General features: G+C 72.6%; 24 protein-coding genes. 14 read left to right on the top strand and 10 right to left on the bottom strand.

Features of this window, described 5'->3' with window-relative positions:
* Positions 1-8: 8 nt before the first annotated feature.
* Positions 9-419, bottom strand: a complete 411-nt coding sequence (locus tag ACH499_RS18600) for a nitroreductase/quinone reductase family protein (RefSeq protein WP_356198737.1) — start codon at positions 417-419, stop codon at positions 9-11.
* 94 nt (positions 420-513) lie between these two features.
* On the opposite strand from ACH499_RS18600, the gene ACH499_RS18595 reads away from it, so the two are divergent.
* A complete protein-coding gene (locus tag ACH499_RS18595) occupies positions 514-1,335 on the top strand; it encodes an endonuclease/exonuclease/phosphatase family protein (RefSeq protein ID WP_399016946.1) in 822 nt (273 codons plus the stop codon).
* A 24-nt stretch (positions 1,336-1,359) separates the two neighbouring features.
* Here ACH499_RS18595 and ACH499_RS18590 read toward each other — a convergent pair whose 3' ends face one another.
* Positions 1,360-2,871 (bottom strand): CehA/McbA family metallohydrolase, encoded by a 1,512-nt coding sequence (locus ACH499_RS18590; protein ID WP_399016944.1) that lies wholly within the window; start codon positions 2,869-2,871, stop codon positions 1,360-1,362.
* Between the two features lie 186 nt (positions 2,872-3,057).
* Here ACH499_RS18590 and ACH499_RS18585 point away from each other — a divergent pair, with 186 nt between their 5' ends.
* Both ACH499_RS18585 and ACH499_RS18580 read left to right on the top strand, forming a co-directional pair.
* Positions 3,058-5,679: a bifunctional FO biosynthesis protein CofGH gene (locus ACH499_RS18585; RefSeq protein ID WP_356198732.1), complete on the top strand. Its 2,622-nt coding sequence runs from the start codon at positions 3,058-3,060 to the stop codon at positions 5,677-5,679.
* A 105-nt stretch (positions 5,680-5,784) separates the two neighbouring features.
* Entirely contained in the window at positions 5,785-6,345 is a 561-nt protein-coding gene (locus ACH499_RS18580; protein WP_399016942.1) for a hypothetical protein, read from the top strand.
* Here the strand turns inward: ACH499_RS18580 and ACH499_RS18575 are convergent.
* Genes ACH499_RS18575 through ACH499_RS18565 form a run of 3 tightly spaced genes read right to left on the bottom strand, consistent with a single transcriptional unit; the run spans position 6,329 to position 7,863 of the window.
* Positions 6,329-6,838 (bottom strand): DUF2165 domain-containing protein, encoded by a 510-nt coding sequence (locus ACH499_RS18575; protein WP_399016940.1) that lies wholly within the window; start codon positions 6,836-6,838, stop codon positions 6,329-6,331. The two genes, ACH499_RS18580 and ACH499_RS18575, sit on opposite strands and share 17 nt — an antisense overlap.
* 30 nt (positions 6,839-6,868) lie before the next feature.
* Positions 6,869-7,054 (bottom strand): DUF397 domain-containing protein, encoded by a 186-nt coding sequence (locus ACH499_RS18570; protein ID WP_356198728.1) that lies wholly within the window; start codon positions 7,052-7,054, stop codon positions 6,869-6,871.
* Entirely contained in the window at positions 7,051-7,863 is an 813-nt protein-coding gene (locus tag ACH499_RS18565) for a helix-turn-helix transcriptional regulator (protein WP_356198726.1), read from the bottom strand. Before ACH499_RS18565 ends, ACH499_RS18570 begins: the two co-directional genes overlap by 4 nt.
* 113 nt (positions 7,864-7,976) lie before the next feature.
* On the opposite strand from ACH499_RS18565, the gene ACH499_RS18560 reads away from it, so the two are divergent.
* The 5 genes from ACH499_RS18560 to ACH499_RS18540 all read left to right on the top strand — a co-directional run bounded on the left by ACH499_RS18560 (position 7,977) and on the right by ACH499_RS18540 (position 11,476).
* Positions 7,977-8,411, top strand: coding sequence for an ATP-binding protein (locus ACH499_RS18560; protein ID WP_399016937.1), 435 nt, complete (start codon positions 7,977-7,979; stop codon positions 8,409-8,411).
* Between the two features lie 227 nt (positions 8,412-8,638).
* Complete coding sequence (locus tag ACH499_RS18555; protein WP_399016935.1) at positions 8,639-9,529, top strand: helix-turn-helix domain-containing protein; 891 nt, start codon at positions 8,639-8,641, stop codon at positions 9,527-9,529.
* Positions 9,530-9,632: 103 nt separating this feature from the next.
* The gene (locus tag ACH499_RS18550) at positions 9,633-9,980 is read left to right on the top strand and encodes a DUF6247 family protein (RefSeq protein ID WP_356198722.1); all 348 of its coding nucleotides are present in this window, start codon (positions 9,633-9,635) and stop codon (positions 9,978-9,980) included.
* Positions 9,977-10,237: a hypothetical protein gene (locus ACH499_RS18545; protein WP_399016933.1), complete on the top strand. Its 261-nt coding sequence runs from the start codon at positions 9,977-9,979 to the stop codon at positions 10,235-10,237. Before ACH499_RS18550 ends, ACH499_RS18545 begins: the two co-directional genes overlap by 4 nt.
* Positions 10,238-10,357: 120 nt before the next feature.
* The gene (locus tag ACH499_RS18540) at positions 10,358-11,476 is read left to right on the top strand and encodes an ADP-ribosylglycohydrolase family protein (protein ID WP_356198718.1); all 1,119 of its coding nucleotides are present in this window, start codon (positions 10,358-10,360) and stop codon (positions 11,474-11,476) included.
* A 12-nt stretch (positions 11,477-11,488) separates the two neighbouring features.
* On the opposite strand, the gene ACH499_RS18535 is transcribed toward ACH499_RS18540, so the two are convergent.
* Positions 11,489-13,498 (bottom strand): MFS transporter, encoded by a 2,010-nt coding sequence (locus ACH499_RS18535; protein ID WP_399016931.1) that lies wholly within the window; start codon positions 13,496-13,498, stop codon positions 11,489-11,491.
* A gap of 225 nt (positions 13,499-13,723) precedes the next feature.
* Positions 13,724-16,177 carry a D-alanyl-D-alanine carboxypeptidase gene (locus tag ACH499_RS18530; protein WP_399016929.1) on the bottom strand — a complete coding sequence of 818 codons (2,454 nt, stop codon included), beginning with the start codon at positions 16,175-16,177 and terminating at the stop codon, positions 13,724-13,726.
* Positions 16,178-16,354: 177 nt separating this feature from the next.
* On the opposite strand from ACH499_RS18530, the gene ACH499_RS18525 reads away from it, so the two are divergent.
* The 3 genes from ACH499_RS18525 to ACH499_RS18515 all read left to right on the top strand — a co-directional run bounded on the left by ACH499_RS18525 (position 16,355) and on the right by ACH499_RS18515 (position 18,790).
* Positions 16,355-17,110 carry a GPP34 family phosphoprotein gene (locus ACH499_RS18525; protein WP_365597010.1) on the top strand — a complete coding sequence of 252 codons (756 nt, stop codon included), beginning with the start codon at positions 16,355-16,357 and terminating at the stop codon, positions 17,108-17,110.
* Between the two features lie 398 nt (positions 17,111-17,508).
* The gene (locus ACH499_RS18520) at positions 17,509-18,366 is read left to right on the top strand and encodes a helix-turn-helix transcriptional regulator (protein ID WP_356198713.1); all 858 of its coding nucleotides are present in this window, start codon (positions 17,509-17,511) and stop codon (positions 18,364-18,366) included.
* A 232-nt stretch (positions 18,367-18,598) separates the two neighbouring features.
* The gene (locus ACH499_RS18515; protein ID WP_356198712.1) at positions 18,599-18,790 is read left to right on the top strand and encodes a DUF397 domain-containing protein; all 192 of its coding nucleotides are present in this window, start codon (positions 18,599-18,601) and stop codon (positions 18,788-18,790) included.
* 141 nt (positions 18,791-18,931) lie between these two features.
* On the opposite strand, the gene ACH499_RS18510 is transcribed toward ACH499_RS18515, so the two are convergent.
* On the bottom strand, positions 18,932-19,453 hold the full coding sequence (locus ACH499_RS18510) for a glutathione peroxidase (protein WP_356198710.1): 522 nt from the start codon (positions 19,451-19,453) through the stop codon (positions 18,932-18,934).
* A 53-nt stretch (positions 19,454-19,506) separates the two neighbouring features.
* Between ACH499_RS18510 and ACH499_RS18505 the strand changes: the two genes are divergently transcribed.
* On the top strand, positions 19,507-20,022 hold the full coding sequence (locus ACH499_RS18505) for a hypothetical protein (RefSeq protein ID WP_399016926.1): 516 nt from the start codon (positions 19,507-19,509) through the stop codon (positions 20,020-20,022).
* Between the two features lie 13 nt (positions 20,023-20,035).
* Here the strand turns inward: ACH499_RS18505 and ACH499_RS18500 are convergent, their stop codons facing one another.
* On the bottom strand, positions 20,036-20,425 hold the full coding sequence (locus ACH499_RS18500; RefSeq protein ID WP_356198706.1) for a hypothetical protein: 390 nt from the start codon (positions 20,423-20,425) through the stop codon (positions 20,036-20,038).
* 126 nt (positions 20,426-20,551) lie between these two features.
* On the opposite strand from ACH499_RS18500, the gene ACH499_RS18495 reads away from it, so the two are divergent.
* Entirely contained in the window at positions 20,552-20,977 is a 426-nt protein-coding gene (locus ACH499_RS18495) for a hypothetical protein (RefSeq protein WP_399016923.1), read from the top strand.
* Between the two features lie 443 nt (positions 20,978-21,420).
* Positions 21,421-22,089 (top strand): hypothetical protein, encoded by a 669-nt coding sequence (locus tag ACH499_RS18490; protein WP_399016921.1) that lies wholly within the window; start codon positions 21,421-21,423, stop codon positions 22,087-22,089.
* Positions 22,090-22,460: 371 nt separating this feature from the next.
* On the opposite strand, the gene ACH499_RS18485 is transcribed toward ACH499_RS18490, so the two are convergent.
* Positions 22,461-23,030 carry a DinB family protein gene (locus tag ACH499_RS18485; RefSeq protein WP_399016919.1) on the bottom strand — a complete coding sequence of 190 codons (570 nt, stop codon included), beginning with the start codon at positions 23,028-23,030 and terminating at the stop codon, positions 22,461-22,463.
* Positions 23,031-23,155 lie beyond the last annotated feature (125 nt).

The following is a 23,155-nucleotide window of genomic DNA, read 5'->3' as shown; positions in this document are numbered from 1 at the left end:
CAGGTCCCTCACCTGCCTCCGGGTCCCTCCAGGTCCACCCGCACGGTCAGCAGCCCCGTCCGGGCCCCCATCGCGCGCACGGCGAGGCTGTTGAAGCGGGGCAGCCGGCGCAGGCGGGCGAGGGGGTCGTCGTCGGGCAGGAGGTGGGCGGTCCCCGTGTGCCAGCGGCCCCGGATCCGCACCCGCACCCGCGGATCGGCCCGGATGTTGCGGACGTACTGCGCCCGTTCGCCGAACTCCGACACCAGCCAGAAGGAGCCCCCGGCCGTGCGGCCCCCGACGGGCGTGCGGCGGGGGAGGCCGGAGACGCGGCCCGTGGTCTCCAGCAGCGTCTGGGCGGGGAGCCGGCGCATGACCGCGTTGAGCCGGCGCTGCACGGCCGTCACGGCCCGGTACTTGGTCTCGGCGTAGGACGACATCGTTCGTTCACGCTCCCGTCGTGTGTGCCTCCATCTTCTCCGGACAGCCTCAGGGAGAGGGTGTCGACGGGGACGGCGGACGGGCGGTGCTGGTGTGCGGGTCGTGACGTGGAACCTGTGGTGGCGGTTCGGTCCCTGGGCCGAGCGGCGCAAGGCGATCCTCGCCGTGCTGCGGGACCTCGACCCCGACGTCGTCGGGCTCCAGGAGGTGTGGGCCACCGAGGAGGACAATCTCGCCGGATGGCTGGCCGGTGAACTCGGCCTGCACTGGACGTGGGCCGCGTCGCCCGCGCCCGGACGCTGGCAGCGGCGGATCGGCGACGGCTCGGTCGGCATCGGGACGGCCGTGCTCAGCCGCCGCCGCGTCGTGGAGCGGGCCGTGCTGCGGCTGCCCGTCCCGGCGGAACTGGACGACGGGCGGCTCGCGCTGTACGCCCGCGTCGACGCGCCCGCGCACCCGGTCCCCTTCTTCACCGCCCACCTGACCTCCGCGTCCGGTGCCGCGACGGTGCGCCGGGAGCAGGCCGCCGCCCTCGCCCGCTTCGTCGCCGAGCACGGGCGCGGCACCGCCCACCCGCCCGTCGTGACCGGCGACTTCAACGCCCGCCCGCACACCGGGGAGGTCCGGCTGCTGCGCACCGCGGGCCTGTACGACGCCTGGGACCACGCCGACCCGGCGGCGCCCGGCGGCACCTGGGACACGGCCAACCCGTACGTCACCCGCGCCGACGGCGAGCGGAGCATCCGCATCGACTACGTCCACGTGGGCCCGCCCGGCCCCGGCGGCGCCGGCCGGGTGCGGACGGTACGGCGGGCGGGCGCGGGCCCGGTGGACGGCGTCTGGCCCTCCGACCACGCGGCGGTGGTGGCCGACCTGGACGACGGCGTCCCGGCCGCCTCGCCGGGGACGCCCTGACGGCCCCCCGGAGACCGCGCGCCGCTACCCCCGCCCGAGGAACACCGGGTTGGTGAAGCCCGCCAACGCGCCCGGCAGCGGTCCCGCCGCCGCCTCGTGCCGCAACTCGGCCCGTACGTAGGCCGCGTAGGACGCCGTCGTCCGCCACTCCACGACGCCCGAGCCGGACACCGGCAGCGGGGCGCTGGTGAACAGCACGCCCTGGTCGGTGACGAACCGCACGGTGCAGCGCGGGGCGCCCGACACCTCCAGGCGGACGGTGACCGGGGTGTCCGCGTCCACGCGGAGCCGCTCGCCGATCCCGGCGTGCTCGCCCCGCCCGCCGGACGCGGTGAGGGCGAGCGACACCTTCGCGGACTCGGCGACGTACGACCGTCCCGCGCGGATGCCCTCCTGGATCGCCTCCCGGGTCAGGTCGTCGGCGAGGACGACGGTCTGCGGGTGCCCGACGGTGTCCGGGTCCCGGTGGGCGTCGCTGCTGCCCATGGCCGGGATCCAGTCCCGTCCCTCGCGCACGGAGGCGACCAGCATGCCGTCCCAGTCGGCCAGCGCCACCTCGTCGTCGGGTGTGTAGGGCCCGTTCCACACCTCGACGGCGTCGGCCTCCCCGAAGCCGAACTTCCAGTTGCAGCCGATGCAGGTGGCGTGCGGGTGGGCGGGGACGACCAGGCCCCCGGCGCGGCGGATCTGCCGGGCGAACCGGCCGAAGCGGTTGTCGCGGGCCCGGTAGCGCCAGTCGACGAAGGTGCCGGGGTCGGTGCCGAGGGCGACGACGTGCCCGTTGCGGGTCGTGACCTCCTCGCCCAGCAGGATCAGCAGGTCGTCCCCGGCCAGGTCCGCCCAGTGGGCGTGCGCGGAGTGGGTGTTGTGCTCGGAGGAGTTGATGAAGTCCAGTCCCGCCGCCCGCGCGAGCGCCGCGATCTCGGCCGGGGTGCGGCGGCCGTCGGAGTGGACGGAGTGCAGGTGGCAGTCGCCCCGGTACCAGGCGCGGCCCCGCCCCTTGGCGCGCCGGGGCGGGTACACGGGCGGCACGGTCCCGCCCGGCTCCCCGTACGTGAGCGTGATCGTCAGCTCGTACGACAGCCCCTGCGGCGCGACCGTGTACGGGCCGAGCGCGATGTACCAGGTGCCCGCCCGTACCGGCCCCGGGACGTAGCCCGGCGTCGCGTCGTCGGCGCGCAGGAAGAACTCGCTGCGAGCCCCGCCCGACCAGCCGCGGAAGCCCCGGCCGCCCAGCTCGGTGCCGCGCTCGTCGAAGACGCCGATGTCGAGGGCGTTGCCCGGGGTGCCGGCCGGGACGGCGGGCCGGTCGTAGGTGTAGGAGACCCTGATCTCCCGTACCCCCGGCGGGACGTCGACCGGGACGTACACGAAGTCGGGGGAGCCGGGGGGAAGGGTGCCGCGCACGGTTCTCGTCCGCGGTCCGGGGCCGTCTGCTGCCGAGGCGAAGCTCACGGTCGCCAACGTAAGCGCGGCGGCGGCTCCCGTCACGAACACCGCGCGTCTGCCGATCCCGGCGTGGTCGTCCTCGCACATGCTGCTGCTCCCAGGGTGTCGTGGATGACAGGGCGTGGGTGGTGCAGTGGTGGTGCGTGCAACGTTCGTATTGAGCCGTGAACCGCCGTGCAAGGAAAGGGGTTCGGCGGATGGAGGGCCGGAAACCGGCCGGTGGCGCGGCGGCGGGGCGCCCCGCGCCGATCATGCCGCTCGTATGCTCGAAGGATGACGACTTCCGCGACCTCCGGATCCGGACCCGACGACCGCGCCGGTGCCGCCGGCCCCGGCGGTCCCACCGAGAACTCCCTGCGCCGCGCCCTCAGGCGCGCCCGGGACGGTGTCGCCCTCGACGTCTCCGAGGCCGCGGTGCTGCTCCAGGCCCGCGGCGAGCACCTCGACGCCCTGACCGCGTCCGCCGCCCGGGTGCGGGACGCCGGTCTCGCCGAGGCCGGCCGCCCCGGCGTCATCACGTACTCGAAGAGCGTGTTCGTCCCGCTGACCCGGCTGTGCCGGGACAAGTGCCACTACTGCACCTTCGTCACCGTGCCGGGCAAACTGCGCCGGGCCGGGCACGGGATGTTCATGTCGCCGGACGAGGTCCTGGACATCGCGCGCAAGGGCGCGGCCCTCGGCTGCAAGGAAGCGCTCATCACCCTCGGCGACAAGCCCGAGGACCGCTGGCCCGAGGCCCGCGAGTGGCTCGACGCGCACGGCTACGACGACACCATCGCCTACGTCCGCGCCGTCTCCGTCCGCATCCTGGAGGAGACGGGCCTGCTGCCCCACCTCAACCCGGGCGTCATGACCTGGACGGACTTCCAGCGCCTGAAGCCGGTCGCGCCCTCGATGGGCATGATGCTGGAGACGACCGCGACCCGCCTGTGGTCCGAGCCGGGCGGCCCGCACCACGGCTCCCCGGACAAGGAACCGGCCGTACGGCTGCGGGTGCTGGAGGACGCGGGGCGCTCCTCGGTCCCCTTCACCTCGGGCATCCTCATCGGCATCGGCGAGACGTACGAGGAGCGGGCCGAGTCGCTGTTCGCGCTGCGCAAGGTCTCCCGCGCCCACCACGGCATCCAGGAACTCATCATCCAGAACTTCCGCGCCAAGCCGGACACCGCGATGCGCGGGATGCCGGACGCGGAACTGGACGAACTGGTCGCCACGGTGGCCGTCGCCCGGCACATCATGGGCCCGTCGGCCTGCCTCCAGGCGCCGCCCAACCTGGTGGACGCCGAGTACGAGCGGCTGATCGGGGCCGGTATCGACGACTGGGGCGGCGTGTCCCCGCTCACCATCGACCACGTCAACCCCGAGCGGCCGTGGCCGCAGATCGAGGAGCTGGCCGTCAGGTCCCGGGCGGCCGGCTTCGAGCTGCGCGAACGCCTCTGTGTGTACCCGGAGTTCGTCCGGCGCGGCGAGCCCTGGCTGGACCCGCGCCTGCTGCCGCACGTACGGGCGCTGGCCGACCCGGAGACGGGCCTCGCCCTCCCGGACGCGGTGGTCGAGGGGCACCCGTGGCAGGAGCCGGACGAGGCGTTCACGTCCTTCGGCCGCACCGACCTGCACGCCACGATCGACACCGAGGGCCGCACGTCCGACCGCCGCGAGGACTTCGACGAGGTGTACGGCGACTGGGACGCCCTGCGCGAGGCGGCGGTGCCCGGCATGGCACCGCAGCGCATCGACACGGACGTCCGCCAGGCGCTGGCGACGGCGGCGGACGACCCGACCAGGCTGACGGACGACGAGGCACTGGCGCTGCTGCACGCCGACGGCCCGGCGCTGGACGCGCTGTGCGCGGTGGCCGACGACGTCCGCAAGTCGGCGGTCGGCGACGACGTGACGTACATCGTCACGCGGAACATCAACTTCACGAACGTCTGCTACACCGGCTGCCGCTTCTGCGCGTTCGCGCAGCGCCGCACGGACGCCGACGCGTACACGCTCTCCCTGGACCAGGTGGCGGACCGCGCCCAGCAGGCGTGGGAGGTGGGCGCGGTGGAGGTCTGCATGCAGGGTGGCATCCACCCGGACCTGCCGGGCACGGCGTACTTCGACATCGCCAAGGCGGTGAAGGAGCGCGTCCCCGGCATGCACGTGCACGCCTTCTCGCCGATGGAGGTCGTCAACGGCGCCGCCCGCACCGGCATGTCGGTGCGCGAGTGGCTGAGCGCGGCCAAGGAGGCGGGCCTCGACTCCGTCCCCGGCACGGCGGCGGAGATCCTCGACGACGAGGTCCGCTGGATCCTGACGAAGGGCAAGCTGCCGGCGGCGACGTGGATCGAGGTGATCGAGACGGCGCACGAACTGGGCATCCGTTCCTCGTCCACGATGATGTACGGCCATGTCGACCAGCCCCGGCACTGGCTGGGCCACCTGCGCACGCTCGCCGGGATCCAGCAGCGCACGGGCGGTTTCACGGAGTTCGTCACGCTGCCCTTCATCCACACCAACGCGCCCGTCTACCTGGCGGGCATCGCGCGGCCCGGCCCCTCGGTGCGGGACAACCGGGCGGTCACGGCGATGGCCCGCCTGCTGCTGCACCCCCACATCCCCAACATCCAGACGAGCTGGGTCAAGCTCGGCGCCGAGGGGGCGGCGGAGATGCTCCGTTCCGGGGCGAACGACCTCGGCGGGACGCTCATGGAGGAGACGATCTCGCGCATGGCGGGCTCGTCGTACGGCTCGTACAAGTCGGTCAAGGACCTGATCGCGGTCGCGGAGGCGGCGGGCCGTCCGGCCAGGCCCCGCACCACGCTCTACGGCGAGGTCCCCGAGGAGCGGCAGCGTGCGGCGAAGGCGTCGGACGGGCACCTTCCGGAGCTGCTGCCGGTCCTGGACTGACCGCCGGAGGACCGGCCGCCGCCGGACCGGGGCACGGGCCGCTCGCAGTACGATGATCGGACCCCCGGTGTGTCGGGGATCTCGTAGCTGAGGAGATGCGTGCCCGTGCCTGCCCGAGTTCCCTCATGGGCCTGGGTCTCCGGTCTGACCGTGGCGGCGGTGGCGGCCGTGACCGTCCTGGGTGTGAAGGCGGACCAGGGCCCGCACCCCACGGCCGCCGTGTCGAAGCCGCGGCCGTCGGCCACGGCGGAGGCGTCCTCGAAGCCCCGGGAGACGGAACCGCCCGCGGTCCCGGACGGTTCGGGCGCCGGGCGGCGCATCGTCTACTCCCTCGGCCAGAAGCGGGTCTGGCTGGTCGACGCGAGCGACGTCCCGCGCCGCTCCTTCGCGGTGTGGCCGGGCACGGTCAGCCCCGCCCCCGGCGACTACACGATCGGCGCCCGCCGGGACTCGACGACCGGTTCCGACGGGGTCCCGATCGAGCACATCGTGTACTTCGCCCTGGAGGACGGCGTCTCGGTCGCCTTCTCCAACGCCCTGGACGGCTCCTCGCCCCCGCCGCCCGCCGAGGGCGCGAAGACCGGCGGCATACGCCTGCACAAGCCGGACGGCGCGGCCCTGTGGACGTTCGGCACGAAGGGCACGAAGGTCACGGTCGTCCGCTAGCGCCGGCCCTCTCCCACGGCAGGTGCGCCACGATCAGCACGACGCCGCTGAGCAGGAACACCCGCGTCGCGGCGTCCAGCCCGTTCCAGGTCTCCGACTGCCACATGGCGAACCACTCGCCGCCTATCGCGATGAACCCGGCGCCGAAGAGCAGCATCAGCATCAGCGTGCCGTAGGTGGTCGCCCGCCGCGCGGCGGCGTGGGAACGGCGTATCCACAGCCAGGTCGCGTACAGCAGCACGAGCGCGGCCAGCGTCTCCCAGACGATGATCGCGACGTACGCCGCGTCCTGCACCCACTCCGTGGTGATCGCCCGCCACATCAGGTCCTCGTCCTTGAACGTGGTGTCCATCGCGAGGACATGGCGGACGAACTGCTGGTTGGTGCCGAAGTCGGTGATGTTCCCGACGGCGACGAGCGTGATGTAGAGGGCCAGGATGCCGGTCAGCACGGTGCCCGCGAGGGCCGGGGCGCGCGAGGTGGTGGTCGTCATGCCGCAGTACTTCCCCCGCGCCCCCATGCGTCAACGCCGCACGGCGAACCCGAGGAAGTCCTGCCAGGAGGCGCCGGTGAAGGTGAGCCGGCCGTCGTCGGGGGCCTTGGAGTCACGGACGTGCACGGTGGCGTCGGCGGGGGCTATGGCGACCTCTACGCAGTCGGGACCTTCATTGCTGCTGTAGCTGCTCTTGAACCACTTCAGCGCGGTCATGTTTCCTCTCCCAGGATCTTCTCGATGAACGCCAGCGACTCCCGGGGTGGGAGGGCCTGCGCCCGGATGATCCCATAGCGCGTTTCGAGAGGTTGAGCTTCCCGAGGGTCACTGATGACCCGGTTGCTGGTCTGCCCCTCTTCGTGCGCGATGGTCTTTCCGTCACCGAGTTTCAACAGACGGATCGGCCCGCCCATGCCCGCGTGGTCCTCGCGGTCCGTCGGCATCACCTGGATTTCGACGTGCCGCAACGAGCCGACGTGCAGGAGGTGTTCAAGCTGTTGCCGCAGCGTTGGCCGACCCCCGATGGGGCGTCGGAGCGTGACTTCCTCCTGGACGAATGTGAGCACGGGGTGGGGAACTCGCTCGAAGATCCTCTGCCGTGCCATGCGCGCGGCGACATGCCGCTCGATCTCGTCCTCGCCGTAGGAGGGCCGCCGCATCGTGTACAGGGCGTGGGCGTACGCCTGGGTCTGAAGCAGCCCATGGACGTAATGGTTGGCGTAGGCACCAAGCTCGACCGCCTCGTCCTCCAGCTTGGCCAGGTCCCGTACCTTCTTCGGGTAACGGGCCTTCTCCACGTCCTCCTTCATGGTCGAGAGCTTGCCGCCCGCTCCCAGCACCTCGTCGGCCTTGTCCAGGAAGTCCGGCTTGGGGACCCGGCGTCCGCGTTCGACCGACGAGACCATCTCCTCGCCGTACCCGATCGCGGCGCCGAGTTCCGCCTGCCGGAGCCCCGCGGCCTCGCGCCACATCTTGATCTGCCTGCCGACCGCCCTGAGTACGGCCGCGGCCTCGTCGTCCTCCACGTCTTCCCCTCCCGGCGTACCAGCCGTACGACCACGGCAGGCATCCGGACGATCACGCACGGTACCGGGGTCGTTGCTGTTCAGCGTAGGGGCGGTCGGCCACGCTGGGTGACATGAGCCAGAAATTGGACCAGGAGACCACCTCTGTCGAGCCCTGTTTCGCAGTCCAGTTGTCCGCGACGCGCAGAGGTGCCCGGTTGGCCCGGCTGCTCACGGAGCGCCAACTCGCCGACTGGGGCGTGCCGTACGAGGCCGCCGCGCAGGTCGTGGCGGAGCTGGCGGCGAACGCCGTCCTGCACGGCCGCGTCCCGGGGCGGGACTTCCGGCTGGCGCTGAGGCTGGGGGACACGGGCACGCTTCGTATCGAGGTGACCGACGCGAGGGGGGACCGGGTCCCGAGGGGCCCCGACCCGGTGGACGCGGAGGCGGAGACGGGGCGGGGACTGCGCATCGTGGCGGCGTACGCGGAGCGCTGGGGCGTGAGGGAGGCACCGGCCCACGCCAAGACGGTCTGGGCCGAGCTGACACCGGGTCGCGGCCCGGTGTGACCCGGTGGGGCGCGACGCCAAGGACCAAAGAACCGGGGAAAGAACCAGACCCGCCCCTGCCGTCCCCGCTGCTCACTCTCCAGAGTGAATATCGCCAACTCGGCTGGCGTGGCGCGGCGTTCGTGGTGCAGCGTCGGCGGCGACAACCCCAGACATGGTTCGGCCCTCGCCGGGACTGCCATCCCAGTGCGAGGGCCTGATCACCGAGGAAGAAAGCCGTCTTCCCGATGACTGAGCAGCACCCTAGCGCGCACGCGCGCCCCTCGTCCGGCCGTTCCGCCGGAGGAGTCGAGCACTGCAACGTGCCGCACCACGACCACTTCACCGTGGTCGGCAACCACCTGCTCCAGCACCCCGACCTGTCGCTGACGGCGATCGGCCTGGCGGTGCACATCCAGTCGCTGCCCGCCGGGGCCCCCGTCGGCATCAAGACGCTGGCGGGGAAGTTCCCCGAGGGCGAGATCCGCATCGCCGCGGCCCTGCGGGAGCTGGAGCGGCACGGGTACCTGACGCGCGCCAAGGAGCGTCTTCGATCCGGCCGGGTCGTGACCCGGACGGTCTCCTACAACAGGCCCCGCGCGGCCCTCACGGCCGCCGCCCCGGCCGCCCTGCCCGCAGCCCCGGCCGCCGATCCCGCCACGCCGCCGTCCGTCGCGAGGACGGCCCCGGCGCCCGGCGCCCCGGCCCCTGCCGCCCAGGCCGCCGCCGGGCCCGTCGCCGAGGCGCCCGCCGCCCGGGCCGGCCGCTCCCCGGCGGCCGGTCTGTTGGCCCGCCTCCGCGTCCAGGACTCCCGGCTGCTGCTGACCGAGAGCGAGGTGCGCCGCCTCGCCCCGGCGGTGACGGTCTGGCTGGAGCGGGGCGTCCCCGCGAGCGCCGTGGAACGCCTCCTCACGGCGGGACTGCCCCGGGAACCCATCCGCCACCCGGCGGCCTTCCTGGAACGCCGCCTCACCGCCGACCTCCCCCCGCTCCTGCCCGCCCCGCCCTCTCGGCCGTCCGGTCCCGCCCCGCACCACCCGGCCCCCCTCCAGACCTGCGACGGCTGCGAACGCGCCTTCCGCTCCCCGGCCCCGGGCCACTGCCGTGACTGCCGCACCCACCCGAACCGGGCGGCCTAGGGTGCTGCCCGAAACGCATCACGTGGCCTGCGCCACCCCAGCCGCCTCCCGCCGTCACCGCCGGTACCGTACGAGGAGCGAAGTACCAGCACCGGAGGTCACCATGAGTGCTCAGAGCGACGGCCCCTACGGACCGCTGATCCCGATGCCTGAGCTGACCCCCGACGCGCTGAGGAGAGCGGTCGCGCGTATCGCGCCGAGCAGACTCCCGGCCCTCACGCAGCACCTCTTCGACGCGACGACCCACGCGCAGCAGACGCAGAGCCTGGCACCGCTCCGCGCTTTCGTGCACTCCTGGGCGGTCTTCGTCGCCATCGAACGCCATCCGGCCCGTGCTGAACGGCTGCGCGAGCTGGAGCGGATCATCGACGCCGGTGAGCAGGACCCGTCCGGGGCCATCGCGGAGATCCGGGCGATCCGCGAGGCGGCGGAGGCAGAGGCCGGCCTGTGACGGACTGGTCGTGGGACTACAACCCGAGCGCCGGGTACATCACGGGAGGTCTGCCGGCAGAGGTGGTGGCCGAAGTGGAGCGCATCGCCTCCGAACTGGCGGTCCTCGGCTCCGACGCCCTCGGGGTGGGCAGGCCTTTCGACCGTGACGGTGGTCTGCGCGAGTTCGACATCCTCGGCGGCCGTGGCTTCATCAGTTTCCTCGCCGCGCCCCGTCACGCATGCGTCTACGTGTGCAACGTGACCTGGTACGGCTGACGCCTGTCCCCCTTCGACCCGGCGGCCACGTTTTCGCCCCCTCGCGCACCGTGAACCCACCGTCCCCGTTCGATTACAGTGCTGCGCGTCGTACGTACACACGGTGCCGCGGGAGGTCAGGTGGGCTCGACGGGCGCTGTTGCCGTGTGGGGGCGTGCGGAGCAGCAGGACTTCCGCAGCCGGGTGCGCGGAACGCTCCTCGGCGCCGCGGTCGGGGACGCCTTCGGGGCGCCCGTCGACGCGCTGCCGCTCGACGCGATCCGCGAGGCGCACGGCCCCGAGGGCCCCGCCGGCCTCGCCCCCGCCTACGGACGCCGCGGCGCCGTCACCCACCTCACCCAGCTCACCCTGTTCTCCGTCGACGGGCTGATCCGCGCCCAGGTACGGCGGGACACCGGCGCCTGGCACCCGCCGACCGATCTGCACCGCGCGTACCGGCGCTGGGCCGCCACCCAGCGCGACTGGGGACCCGACCTGCGGCGCGAGGACGACGGCTGGCTGGCCCGCGAGGAGTGGCTGTACGTCCGGCGCGACCCCACCCGCGCGCTGCTGCTCGGGCTCGGCGACGACACCATGGGCACCCCGGACGCGCCGAAGAACCCCGGCGAACGCGGCGCCGAGGCCGCCGCCAGGTCGGCGCCGTTCGGACTGCTGGTCGGCTGGGAGCCCCAGCTCGTCGCCCAGCTCGCCGTGGAGTGCGCCGCGCAGACCCACGGGCACCCCACCGGATACCTGGCGGCGGGCGCGTACGCCGTCGTCGTCCACGGGCTGGCCCGCGGCGAGAGCCTGGACCCGGCGGTGCAGCGGGCCCTCGGACTGCTCGCCGCCCGGCCCGGCCACGAACCGGTGTCCAGCGCCCTCCAGCACGCCCTGGGCGCGGTACGCCAGGGACTGCCCACCGCGGCCCGGGTGACCGAACTGACCGGCCCGGGAACGGCCGAGGGACTCGTGGCCGCCGCCGTGTACTGCGCCCTCGTCGGCGAGGACGTACGGCACGGACTGCGGCTGGCCGTCAACCACGACGGGCCCTCCGCGGCGACCGGCGCGCTGACGGGCGGACTGCTCGGCGCCCTGCACGGCGAGACGGCCCTCCCGCCGGCCTGGCTGGCCGAACTGGAGGGCCGTCCGACGATCCTCGAACTGGCCGACGACTTCGCCATGGAGATGACCCAGGGCCCCGCACTGCACGGCCCGGCCGGCTCGTCCCCGGGCTGGCTCGCCCGATACCCGAGGGCGTGAACCCCGCGGCCGTTACCCGGACTCCGCCATCCGCTCGTCCCCGAGCAGCTCCCCGATCCGGTCCGCCAGCTCCTCCCGCATCTCGTCCGGGCACGGCGTGCCGCGCTGCAACCCGTACGGCGCGGCCAGCCGGTACGTACCCGCCCCGGGCGCGACCAGCACCGTCCACGTGTCGCCGTCGACGGTCTCCTCGGTCTCCGTCAGACAGCCGTTGACGTTGTCGAACGTCTTCGGCTCCCCCTCCGCCCGCTCCTTGGACGCCTCCGTCTCCTGCGGCGGCTTCAGCTTCTTGCCCTCGGCGTCGACGAGGCTCAGCCACGGCGAGTACGGCATCCGCACCAGCACGGGCCCCGCCTTGCGCACGTCGATCGTCCACGCGCCCTGCTCGGCGCGCTCGACCACCGCGTCCGGCTCGGCCAGCGGGGCGGGGTCGGTGACCTCGAAGAGCTGCCAGTTCGCATCGCCCCAGACCTGCTTCAGATACGGCAGCCCCCGCTGCACCAGCTCCCGCTCCCGCTCACCGCCGTCACCGTCCGGCTCGTCCTTGGGCAGCACCACGAAGCGCACCGCCCAGCGCTGGAGCCACTCGTGGTAGTTCGCCGAGTTGAGCGTGTCGTCGTAGAAGAGGGGGTTGCGCTCCATGTCGGCCTGGCGGTTCCAGCCGCGCGCCAGGTTCACGTACGGGGCGAGCGCCGAGGCCTCCCGGTGCGAGCGGGCCGGTACGACCTCCACCCGGCCCCTCTCCGCGCCGACCTCCTGCAACTCGTTGACGAGCGGCGCCAGCTCGCGCGCCCAGGACGCGGCCGGCGTGGTGTGCACGATGTCGTCGGCCGACTTGAAGCCGATCCAGCCCACGAACCCGGCGATCGAGACCACCAGCGCGTACCACTTGCGCGACCGCGGCACCGTGAACGGCAGCGCGGCCACCAGCGCGACCCCGGCGAACAGCATCGACAGCCGCGTGATGTTGGAGCCGATCTGGGAGCTGATCACCCAGACCAGCAGTACGGCCAGCCCGTAGACCGCCGACGTGATCCGCACCGTCGTCCAGGCGGGCGGCACGAACGCGAACACCAGGCCCGCGTAGACCAGCGGCAGGACCGCCGAGCCGAACCCCATGGGCTGCGTGCCGGAGAACGGGAACAGCCAGGCCGACAGCGCGACCACCGCGGCCGGCGCCAGCCCCAGCGCCCAGGCGCCCGGACGGCGCTTCTGGAGGAACAGGGCCACCGCCACCAGGCCCACGAACAGGCCGGAGACCGGCGAGGCCATCGTGGACAGCGCGGCCAGCGGCGCGGCGCACAGCGCCTTCGCCCAGCGCTCGTGGCGCCAGCGGTGCGGCCAGCAGAACACCGCGGCGACCGCGCCCAGCGCGAACATCGTGCCCAGCCCGAACGTCACCCGGCCCGAGATGGCGTTGCACAGCAGCCCGAACAGGCCCGCCAGCGACGCCCACAGCGGATTGCGCACGACACGGCTGCGAATCAGGATCATGGTCAGCAGCCCGGCCGACACCGTCCCGGCGATCATCATCGTCGTCCGGACGCCGAGCACCGACATCAGATACGGCGACACCACGCTGTACGACACCGGGTGCATGCCGCCGTACCAGGCGAGGTTGTACGCCGAGGCCGGGTGCCGGCCGACGAACTCCGCCCACGCGTCCTGCGCCGCCAGGTCCCCGCCGCTGTTGGCGAAGGTGAAGAACCAGACGATGTGGAGGAGCCCGGCGAGGGCGGTGACGGACAGCACGGGGTGGCGCAGCATCCGCTCGCGCACGGTCAGGAGGGCGGCCGTCATCGCGGAGGGAACTTCCGGTGCGTCGTGTTCGGGATGGCCGCGCCCGGGTTCGTCGGGCCCGGGTGCGCCGTGCTCGTCCTGTGCCGGCTCGGCCGAGGCCCGTTCCCGTCCGGTACGGGCCTGGTCACGGTCGCCGTCCCTGCGGGGGGCGGGTACGCGTGGCGGGCCGGCTCCCGGTCCCGGATCGGCGTCGTCGGCGCGTGTCGGCTCCGCAGTGGCCACCTGAAGGCACTCCCCGTGTCCCGTCTTCTGCTCTCGGCCGCGTCCGGCCCGTACTCCTCACGGCCGCGCTCCCACGACCCGGCGACCTGCCCCGTTTCGTGACGCTAGCACGCACCCCCGCGCCCTGGCTGCCTCGCCCGCGAGGACGCCCCCGCGACCCCCGCGGCGAGTGCTCGCCACGGGGGTCGCGGGGGCGTCGGTGTCGTGCTCCGGGCGGGCCCGGACTCAGCCGATCCGCGTCAGCTTGTCCGTCAGGGCCGGCTCGACGAGGTCCTGCTGGAGGGCGACGGGCACCTTCACCGCGCCGCTGACCCCGCCGTCGCCCACGGTGAGCGTGCCCACCTTGGTGCCGGCCGCTGCGGTGTGCGGCACCTCGTCCGCCTCGAACGTCAGCTTCACGGTCAGGCCCGGCCAGCCGACGGCCTTCACGTCCTGCGTGGCGACGACCGGCGTGCGGTTGCCGAGACCGTCGTCGACGTACCCGACGACGGCGCCCTTCTTCAGGATCGTCGACGACTCCAGCGTGTCCTGCGCGGCCCGGATCAGCTTGTCGCTGCTGTGCAGCGCGGCACCGAGGATGGTGTTGTCCTTGCCGCCCGCCGGCTGGCGCACCACGGCACCGACGATGGTCCGCGTCTCGCCGCCGACCTCCTTCTTCGCCGCGAAGACGAGGTTGCCCAGCGCGGAGGTGGTGGTGCCGGTCTTGATGCCGACGACGTCGTTGTAGCCGACGAGCTGGTTCCAGTTGGGGTGGTTCTTCCCCCTGTAGTCGTCGTACGACATCATCGCGGCGACCTCGCGGAAGGCGGGCGACTTCATCGCCTCCTTGGCCAGCTTCACCTGGTCCACGGCCGTGCTCACCGTCGTGTTGTTCAGCCCCGACGGGTCGGTGTACGTCGTGTTGGTCATGCCGAGGTCCTTCGCGGCGGCGTTCATCTTCGCCACGAACGCCTCCTCGGACCCCGCGTCCCAACGGGCCAGCAGCCGCGCCACGTTGTTCGCGGACGCGATCAGGACGGCCTCCAGGGCCTCGCGCTGGGAGATCGAGTCGCCCGCGTAGACGTCGACGGTCGACTCCCCGTCCGCGTCCGACTGGTCCTCGGCGGCCTGGTCGATCGGGATCTTCGGACCCTCGGCGCCGCTCTTGAGCGGGCGGTCGCGCAGCACGACGTACGCGGTCATGACCTTGGCGACGCTGGCGATCGGCACGGGCTTCTGCTCGCCGGACGAGCCGAACGTGCCGATGCCCTGCACGTCGAGCGCGGCCTGGCCGCTGTCGGGCCACGGGATCCGGGGCTTGTCGCCCTGGAAGGTGAAGCTCTCCTGCGCCGTGAGGTCCAGCTCGGGCGCGGGCAGCGGACGCATCGCCTGCACGATGCCGACGACGATCACCAGCAGGAGGACCAGCGGCGTCCAGATCTTGACCCGGCGCACGGTCGTCCGCAGCGGGGTCTCCGGCGGCGGCGGGGTGTTGGTCAGCTCCGCCAGCAGGTCCAGCGGCGGCTTCGGCGGCAGCGGCTGCTGCGTCGTGCGCTCGGGACCGATCTGCGGCACGGCGGCGGTGACGCCGGAGGGCACCACGCGGGGCGGCTCGGCGCCGGGCCGTGCGGCACCGGCGGGCGGCGGGGGCTTGCGGGTCGCCGGGTCGTCGAGGTGCCGCAGGGCGACGAACTTGCTGGTGCGCTCGGCATCGGTCTCGGCGGCGGTGCCGCCCCTGGCGTCCTTGCCGTCCTTCCCGGCGTCCTTCTTGGGGCGCTCGGGGGCCGTGTCGCCCAGCTTCAGCATGGTCGTCGGCTGGTCGACGGCGGGCGCGGAGGGGCGCACGGCCTTGAAGACGGCGGTGGGCTGGTCGACGGGGGAGGGGTCGGCCCGCTCCTCGTCCTCCTCGCCGGACGCGTCGTCCGCGTCCTCGGCGGCGGGCTCGTCGGAGTCCCCGTCCTCGGCCTTCGCGTCCTCGGGGGCGGGCTTGTCGGCCTTCGCGTCCCGGGCCTTCGCGTCCTGGACGGCGGGCTTGTCCGTGCCGGTCTCGGCGTCGTCGGCGGTCGTGCCCGCGTCGTCGTCCGCGTCCCCGGAGTCCCCGGCGTTCTCGGAGCCCTGGGCGGCGTCCTCGGCGTCCTCGGCCTCGCCGGCCTTCGCGGGCCCGGCGTCCTCCGGCGCGTCGTCGTCCTCGTCCTCGTCATCCGCCCCGGCGTTCGCGGCCGCCCGCTCGTCCGCGGTGGCGACCCACGCCGCCACCGCCTCCCGCAGCCGGCCCTCACCGGAGGTACCCGACGCGCTCTCGGCGCCGGACTCCCGTGAAGCGGCGTCACCCTCGGGGGCCGCCTTGTCCTCGGCGACGTCCGTTCCCGACTTCTCGGACTTCTCGGACTTCTCGGACCGAGGAGCCTCCTCGGCCTCCTTCACGTCCGCCGTCCCGCTCTTGGCCGGAGAGGCGGAGAACACGCGGGTGGCCGTGTCCACCCCCCCGCGCGCCGACGCGGATCCGGCGTCCTGCGAAGACCGGGCGGACGCCGAGGGCTTCGAGGCGTCCCGCGCGACGGCCAGCCGCGGATCACGTGCCTCGCTCACCTCTGTCCTGGCTTCGGGAACCGGACCCGCGCTCCCCGACGTCGGTTCTTCCGACGACTCGCGCTGCTTCGACCTGTCGGGGGACTCGCCCGCCACCGATGCCTCCTCCATGCGCCGCACGTCCTGTGTGCGCTACCGAACCATGTACCAGTGTCCTGTGTACGGGTAGAACCCACGCGGTAGACGAGAACGACATACCTACTGGTTCCACTACGAACCGGTCACGCACCCTCGACAGACCAATGTGAGAGGGGTCACCCTGTCTGTCATCCACGCGGGGAGGCATGGATGGGCAGGAGCCGCAGAACACTTCCGGAGGAGCTTCTGCTGCTGGCGCTGGACCCGACCACGGGTACCACCGCACAGCCGCAGTCGCTCGATCTCGGTCTGGCCGGAGCGCAGCTCGTGGAGCTGGCGCTGGCCGGACGGATAGCCCCAGACGGGGATCGTATCGCCGTGGTGGCCCCACGGCCGACTGGAGATCCGACACTCGACTGCGCGTTGGAGCTGCTGCGAAGGCGTGGCGCCCCGGTACGCGCGGTCCACTGGATCGGCGGGCCCCGCCTGGGGCTGCGCCAGACCTACCTCTCGCATCTGGAGCGCTGCGGCATGGTGCATGCCGTGGAGGGCCAGATGTGCGGGGTGCTGCCGACGACTCGCTACCAGGCGACGGACACGGCGATCAGCCGGGAGATCAGGGCCCGGCTGGACTCGGCGATCCGCACCGGTGTACCGCCGGACCCGCGGACCGCGGCGCTCGCCGCGCTGGCCCACGCGGTCGGTCTCGGCAAGCACTTGTACCCGGGCAACGAAGGACGCTCGTCGCGGTCCCGCCTGCGGGACCTCATCAGGCACGACCCCATGGGCGGTCTGGTGGCGCACGCGGTGATGGACGTCCAGAACGGTGCGGCGGCCCAGCCGCGCCGCGGACCGGCGGCGGGCCGGCAGGGCGCCGGGCCAGGGGCGAGGTCCGCCCCGCAACCGGCCCGCGGTGTCCCGGCGCAGCCACGCCACGGATCCATGGCACGCGCCGTGGTCCACTGAGCCCGCCCGCTCGGCACCGCACCCGGGCACTACAGCACCGCAGGTCCAGCGCGCCACAGCTCGACCGCTCCACCGAAACGATTACGCAAGATCGCGTGATGACGCACCGCCGCACCGCAGCAGTCCCCGAAACCCGGTAACGGGAGCCGCAGGTCCGCGCGGGGCGGCGGGGCCGGCCACCGGTCCGGTACGCCGGACGGGAACGGCACGGTCCCGCCGCCCCGCGCGGCCACATGTCCGGGGCCGGGTCCGAGGTCATGTCCGTGATCGCCGAACTCGCCTGTACGCGGCGCATATCGACCGTTTGCCAGCGGTGGAAAGCACCTTGGTGGCAGTCTGCTCAACAGCAGATACGCAAAGTGGCAGGTACGAGTCACGCAGCCGGAGGTGCACGTCCCGTGGCGTCCAATGTCAATCCCACCGTCAGGCGGCGCCGGCTGGGCCAGGAGCTGCGCAGGCTCCGCGAGCTCAAGGGCATGACGGCCGAGGAGGTGGCGGAGCGGCTGCTGGTCTCGCAGTCGAAGATCAGCCGCCTGGAGAACGGCCGGCGCAGCATCAGCCAGCGTGACGTCCGCGACCTGTGCGGCGTGTACGAGGTCGAGGACCAGCGGGTCGTCGACTCGCTGATGCAGATGGCCAAGGACTCGCGCCAGCAGGGCTGGTGGCACGCCTTCGGCGACATCCCGTACAGCGTCTACATCGGCCTGGAGACCGACGCCGAGTCGCTGCGGACCTACGAACCCCAGATCATCACCGGCCTGTTGCAGACCCGGCCGTACGCGGAGGCGCTCATCCAGGGCGCGTTGCCCGAGACGTCGGTCGCGGACATCGAGAAGCGGGTCCAGGTCCGGATACGGCGCCAGGAGCGCGTCACCGCCGAGAACAACCCGCTGCGCCTGTGGGTCGTAATCGACGAGGCGGCGCTGCACCGCGTGGTGGGCGGCAGGCAGGTGATGCGGGAGCAGTTGGAGCACGTCGCCGAGATGTCCTTGCTCCCGCACATCACCGTGCAGGTGCTGCCGTTCGACGTCGGGGCGCACCCCGGCATCAACGGCCAGTACTCCATCCTGGAGTTCACCGACACGGCCGACTCGAGCGTCGTCTACATCGAGGGCGTCACCAGCGACCTGTACCTGGAGAAGGCGCAGGACGTGCAGAAGTACACGGTGATGTACGAGCATCTGCGGGCCCAGGCGCTGAACGTGGAGCAGTCGCGGCAGCTCATCGAGGACGTGGCCAAGGCGTACGCGCGCTGACGCGGGCAACGGTCTGGCCCAATGGCGGCGGGATGCTACACCCCTTGTACGCCGTACTGGAAGACGCACCTGGAATATGCCATCCGGTCGGGTGAACGGCCGCTCCCGACGGGAGAGTCTGCGAGTAGCGTCGATCACGCCAACGATCACACGACATTGGCGTAATCCGTGTCGCGGGCCGATCGGGCCCGCGCTGCGGCGACAGCACCCGCAACTCGCCATCGGAGCAGACATGGCAATTCTTCAGGGCGCCACGCAATCTTGGACCAAGTCCTCCTACTCCGGAGGAAACGGCGCGTGCGTCGAGGTCAGGTCCCCGGTCGTGGCGGCGCTCGCCGTCCGCGACTCCAAGGTCCCCGAGGGCCCGGTCCTGGCGTTCCCCGCCGACGCGTGGAACGCCTTCGTGGCCTCCGTCAAGGAGTAACGGCCGCGCGTACGACCACGACAGTCCGCACGAACGAACCGGCGCCGCCGGCGGAGCCCCCTCGGCCAGTTCGCCGACCTTGCCGAGGGGGCTCCGTCCGTTCCCGTACGCCTCGCGGCGGGGCGACCGCCGGCGGCCCGGTCAGCGGGCGAGGTGCTCCTCGACGGCCGACACGACCTCCGTCGCCTCCGGCTCGGTCTGCGGCGAGAACCGGGCCGCGACCTTCCCGTCCCGCCCGATCAGGAACTTCTCGAAGTTCCAGCGGATGTCCCCGCTGTGCCCCTCGGCGTCGGCGAAGCCGGTCAGGCGCTCGTACAGGGGATGCCGTCCCTCCCCGTTGACGTCCACCTTCTCGGTCATCGGGAAGGTGACGCCGTACGTCGCGGAGCAGAACTCGGCGATCTCGTCGGCGCTGCCGGGCTCCTGCCCCATGAACTGGTTGCACGGCACGCCGAGCACGGTGAAGCCCCGCTCCGCGTACCGTTCGTGCAGCCGCTCCAGCCCGGCGTACTGAGGGGTCAGCCCGCACTTGGAGGCCACGTTGACCACCAGCACGACCTGACCGGCGTACCGGTCCAGGCCGGCGGATCCGCCCTGGAGGGCGCCGATCTCGACGTCGAGGGGAGAGATGCCGTCGTTCTGCGCGTTCTGTGAGCTCGTCATGGACGGATGCTAGCCCCCGCAGCGTATTGAACACGTTCAAAAAAGCTGGGAGCATGGACACCGTGACGACCCTCGCGCCCGGCCTCGCACGAAGGAGGCCCCCGGCGCGCGCCGCGGCCCTCCTCGCCCTCCTCCTCACCCTCACGGCCTGCGACCCGCACATGTACGACGACGTGCCCGCCCTCTCGGACATGCGACGCTCCGAGGTGCCGGGCTCATGGCGCTGTGTCGACGGCACGACCGTCGTCCTCCACCCGGACGGAAAGGCCGACGTCCGCTTCCTGGACGGCCAGGAGTGGGACTTCGACGACGGCTGGCGCCTGTCGGGCACGGGCCGCTGGGACCTCACGGACGAACGCACGGGCTGGAACGGCGGCCGCCACGTCCGGCTCACCCTCACCTCCCGCACGGCGACGACCGCGCGCACCTCACCGGCCGAACCGGCCCCCCTGCCGTACACCTGGACCTTCGAACTGCGCCGGGACGCCGAGGGCGCGCTGGAGCTTTACTTCTTCTTCGGCGACCCGGACTCCCGCAGCGCCTACGTCCTCCAGCGGACGGCTCCGTAGGAGAGGGCGCCGGTCAGTGGCCGTGCCCGTGCACCCGGAACCAGTGCGGCCGGTGACCGGCGGAACGCCGTCCCGCGCCCTCGCCCGCGGTCGTCGTACCGGCACCGCCCCCGGCCGCCTCGTCGTACTCCGAGGCGGCCGGCGTGCCGCCCACCCGCTGCCGGTGGAGCTTCCTGCTGCGGCGACGCGCCAGCATCGTCCCCGCCGCCAGCAGCCACATGCCCAGCCCGAAGATCAGTGTCAGGGCGATCCCGCCCAGAAACGCCCCGAGCGTGTTGATCGTGAACGGCTGGCTCCCCAGCAGGGTCACCGTGTAGTCGGGCCCACCCGACAGGTTGTACGCGATCAGCAGTCCCGCGAAGGCGGCGGCACCCGCCATGAGCAGAAGACCCAGCAGCACCATGGTTCTCACCTCGTCGTGTGGGGCGTGCTCCGAACGGGTTACCAGCGAACAATGAGGTCAAAACACCTCACACCGTACGGATGGTCGGCGCCCGGGGCCCGGGACGGAACCGCGCCACCGCGGCCCATGTCGTCCTCTGACGTGGACACCACCAACCCGCGATCCGGCTCCTGCCTCCCCCGGGCGGCATCCGCCCTGTTCGGCACGGCCATGGGCGGCACCGCCTGGGCGCTGACCGCGTGGGCCCGCGCGTACTGCGACGCGGGCGACGATGCCGGCGGCCGCTTGGAGCTCACCTTCCTGTTCCCCCTGGTCCTGGGAGCCGGAGCGGCCCTCGGCCTCGCGGCGCGGGCCACCGCCCGGATCCTGACGCGTCGCGCACCGGCGGCCCTGCGCGCCGTACTGCCGACGCTGCTGGTGATCGCGGCGACGGTGTGGCCGGCATGGTGGCTCTTCGCGACCCGGGGAACCCTGGCCGGCTACCCGGGCGACTCCGGCCTGTGCCCCGCGACCAACATCCCGCCCCAGTGGCCGGCCTGGCTCCCGGCGTGACCACGATGCCCGGCGTGCGCACAGGAGTGCCGGTGCCGAATCCCTCCGGCACCGGCACAGCCCGGGCTACCGCCCTCCCCGCATCGGAAACGCCGGTAGACGCAGGCGTCCGTGCCCCAGTCGTCCTCGCAGATCCTCCTCGGACGAGCAGAGAACGGATACGACAACAGGCGCGATGCCGCCCTGCGTCTACGCACCCGCGGCCCAAGGAGCGTCCCCTCCTCGCGGGCCAACTCCCGCCACTCCCCGAACCGCGGACCCCCACCCTGATCCGCCCGCCCCTGCCCCCGCGAGGATTCGGCCCACGATTCGATCAGATTCGAAAGCAACGGACCTGGCACGAAGCGAACTTCGCCGCCTGGCGTCTGTGTCGGGGACGTTCGCGGCATTTCTCCCCTAGGCTGTGGCCCACGGCACTCCGTCGTCAGGCCGGGGGGAGCGTGATGGAACAGCTGCAAAGGCTCGTTACCCGCTACGGGACATGCGAACAGGAGCCTGTGCGCTTCCGCCCGAAGACGTGGCGCCCCCGGCTGGAGCCGCACGGAGCGGCGCACGTTCTCGACATCGGCGTCAGGTCCACGAAGGGCGCGACCGGTGACCGCCTCGTCGACCGGGGTGACCTGGCCCGTCTCCGTGACCGCGTCGCCGACGATCCCGACGGCCTACGTGACTTGTTCGTCGCCGTGCTGATCTGGGGCTCGGGCACCACCGACGGACGTGGGCCGCGGTACTGCGAAGCCGCCCTTGCCGATCCGCGCATGCCCACGGTCCTCCGCGCCACGCGCGAAGCGGTCCGGGAAGGCGACCTGCGCGGGGCCTATCGGAAGTTCGTCCTCAAGGGGGTGGGGCGGTCCTTCTTCACCAAGTGGCTGGCGGTCGTGGACGACCGCGATGCCACATGCGAACGGGCCTTGATCCTCGACGACCGGGTCTTTCGCTCACTGAACGCCCTCGGGTGGTCCAGTTGGACGGCGGCCGGCACACGCCACTGGCCGACCCGATACGCCACCTACGTCAGCTCCATGCACGGCTGGGCCTCCTCGCTCGGAGTCACGGCGGACTGGCTCGAGTGGCTCTTGTTCCATCTGAACGGTCGGGTGGACGAGACCTGAACGGAGTTGGCTGAGCGGCTGCTCCGACCGAGACGGCGGGCGAGCACGGGCCGCGCCGGCACCGGGGCGGGGGTCGGCCGACCGGATGCGGTCATGGAGGTCGGCGAGGGACACCGTCGGCCCGGCCGCCGCGCGAACCGCACCCAGGCTGACGCTGTCGGAGCGGCGCGCGCTGCTCCCAGGCCTGCAGGCAGGCGCCGGCCTTGACCTCGATACGCAGCCCGTCGTCGGTCTCGACGTCGTGGCTCGCCCATTCCACACGGGGCCGGTGAGAGCCGACCGCCCGGTGGACCAGGAACTCGGCGAATAGACCGCGGGTGTTGTTCACCCACAGATCCGGCATGGCGAACCGCGGATGCGCGCGCCGTCGGCTAACCCATGGTCTTGGCGCCGTCCAGGGACTCGCGGATGATGTCGGCGTGGCCGGCGTGCTGGGCGGTCTCGGTGGCGATGTGCATCAGTACCCGGCGGGCCGACCAGCGGGCGCCCGGCTCGGACCACGGGGCCTTCGGCAGAGGTTGTGTGGCGTCGAGGTCGGGCAGTGTGGCGACCAGTTCGTCGGTCCGCCGGGCCACCTCGGCGTAGTCGGCGAGCACGCCGGACAGCGTCTCGCCGGGCAGCATCCGGAACTCGTCGGCGCGCCGGGCCCAGTCTGCCTCGGTCAGCGCGGTGAAGTCGGGCATCGCCGACGGGCCGTCCAGGATGAACTGCACCCAGGACCGCTCGACCGCGGTGACGTGCTTGATCAGACCGCCCAGGCACAGCTGGCTGGCGGTGGTCCGGAGCCCGGCCTGCTCGTCGGTGAGGTCGCGGGTGGTGAACCGCAGGAAGTGCCGGTGCTTGGCCAGCGCATCCAGCAGGTCGGCGCGCTCGCTGCTGACGGTGGGCTCATGGGCCGGGTCGTGGGCGGCCAGCTCGTTGACAGTCACGGTCTCCCTCATGGTGGTTTCCTTCCGTGGCTCGTGTTCCGCCGGGCAAGGAGGACGCTAGGGGCCGTATAGGCCAGGTCATGACCTAGATGACCGGAGAGCGAGATTCCGACGGCCTCTTGAGGGAGGAAGCCGGG

It is taken from the genome of Streptomyces sp. NPDC018947 (genome assembly GCF_044390505.1).
In the GTDB taxonomy this organism is placed as follows: Bacteria; Actinomycetota; Actinomycetes; order Streptomycetales; family Streptomycetaceae; genus Streptomyces.
This window is presented reverse-complemented; position numbering and strand designations above follow the sequence as displayed.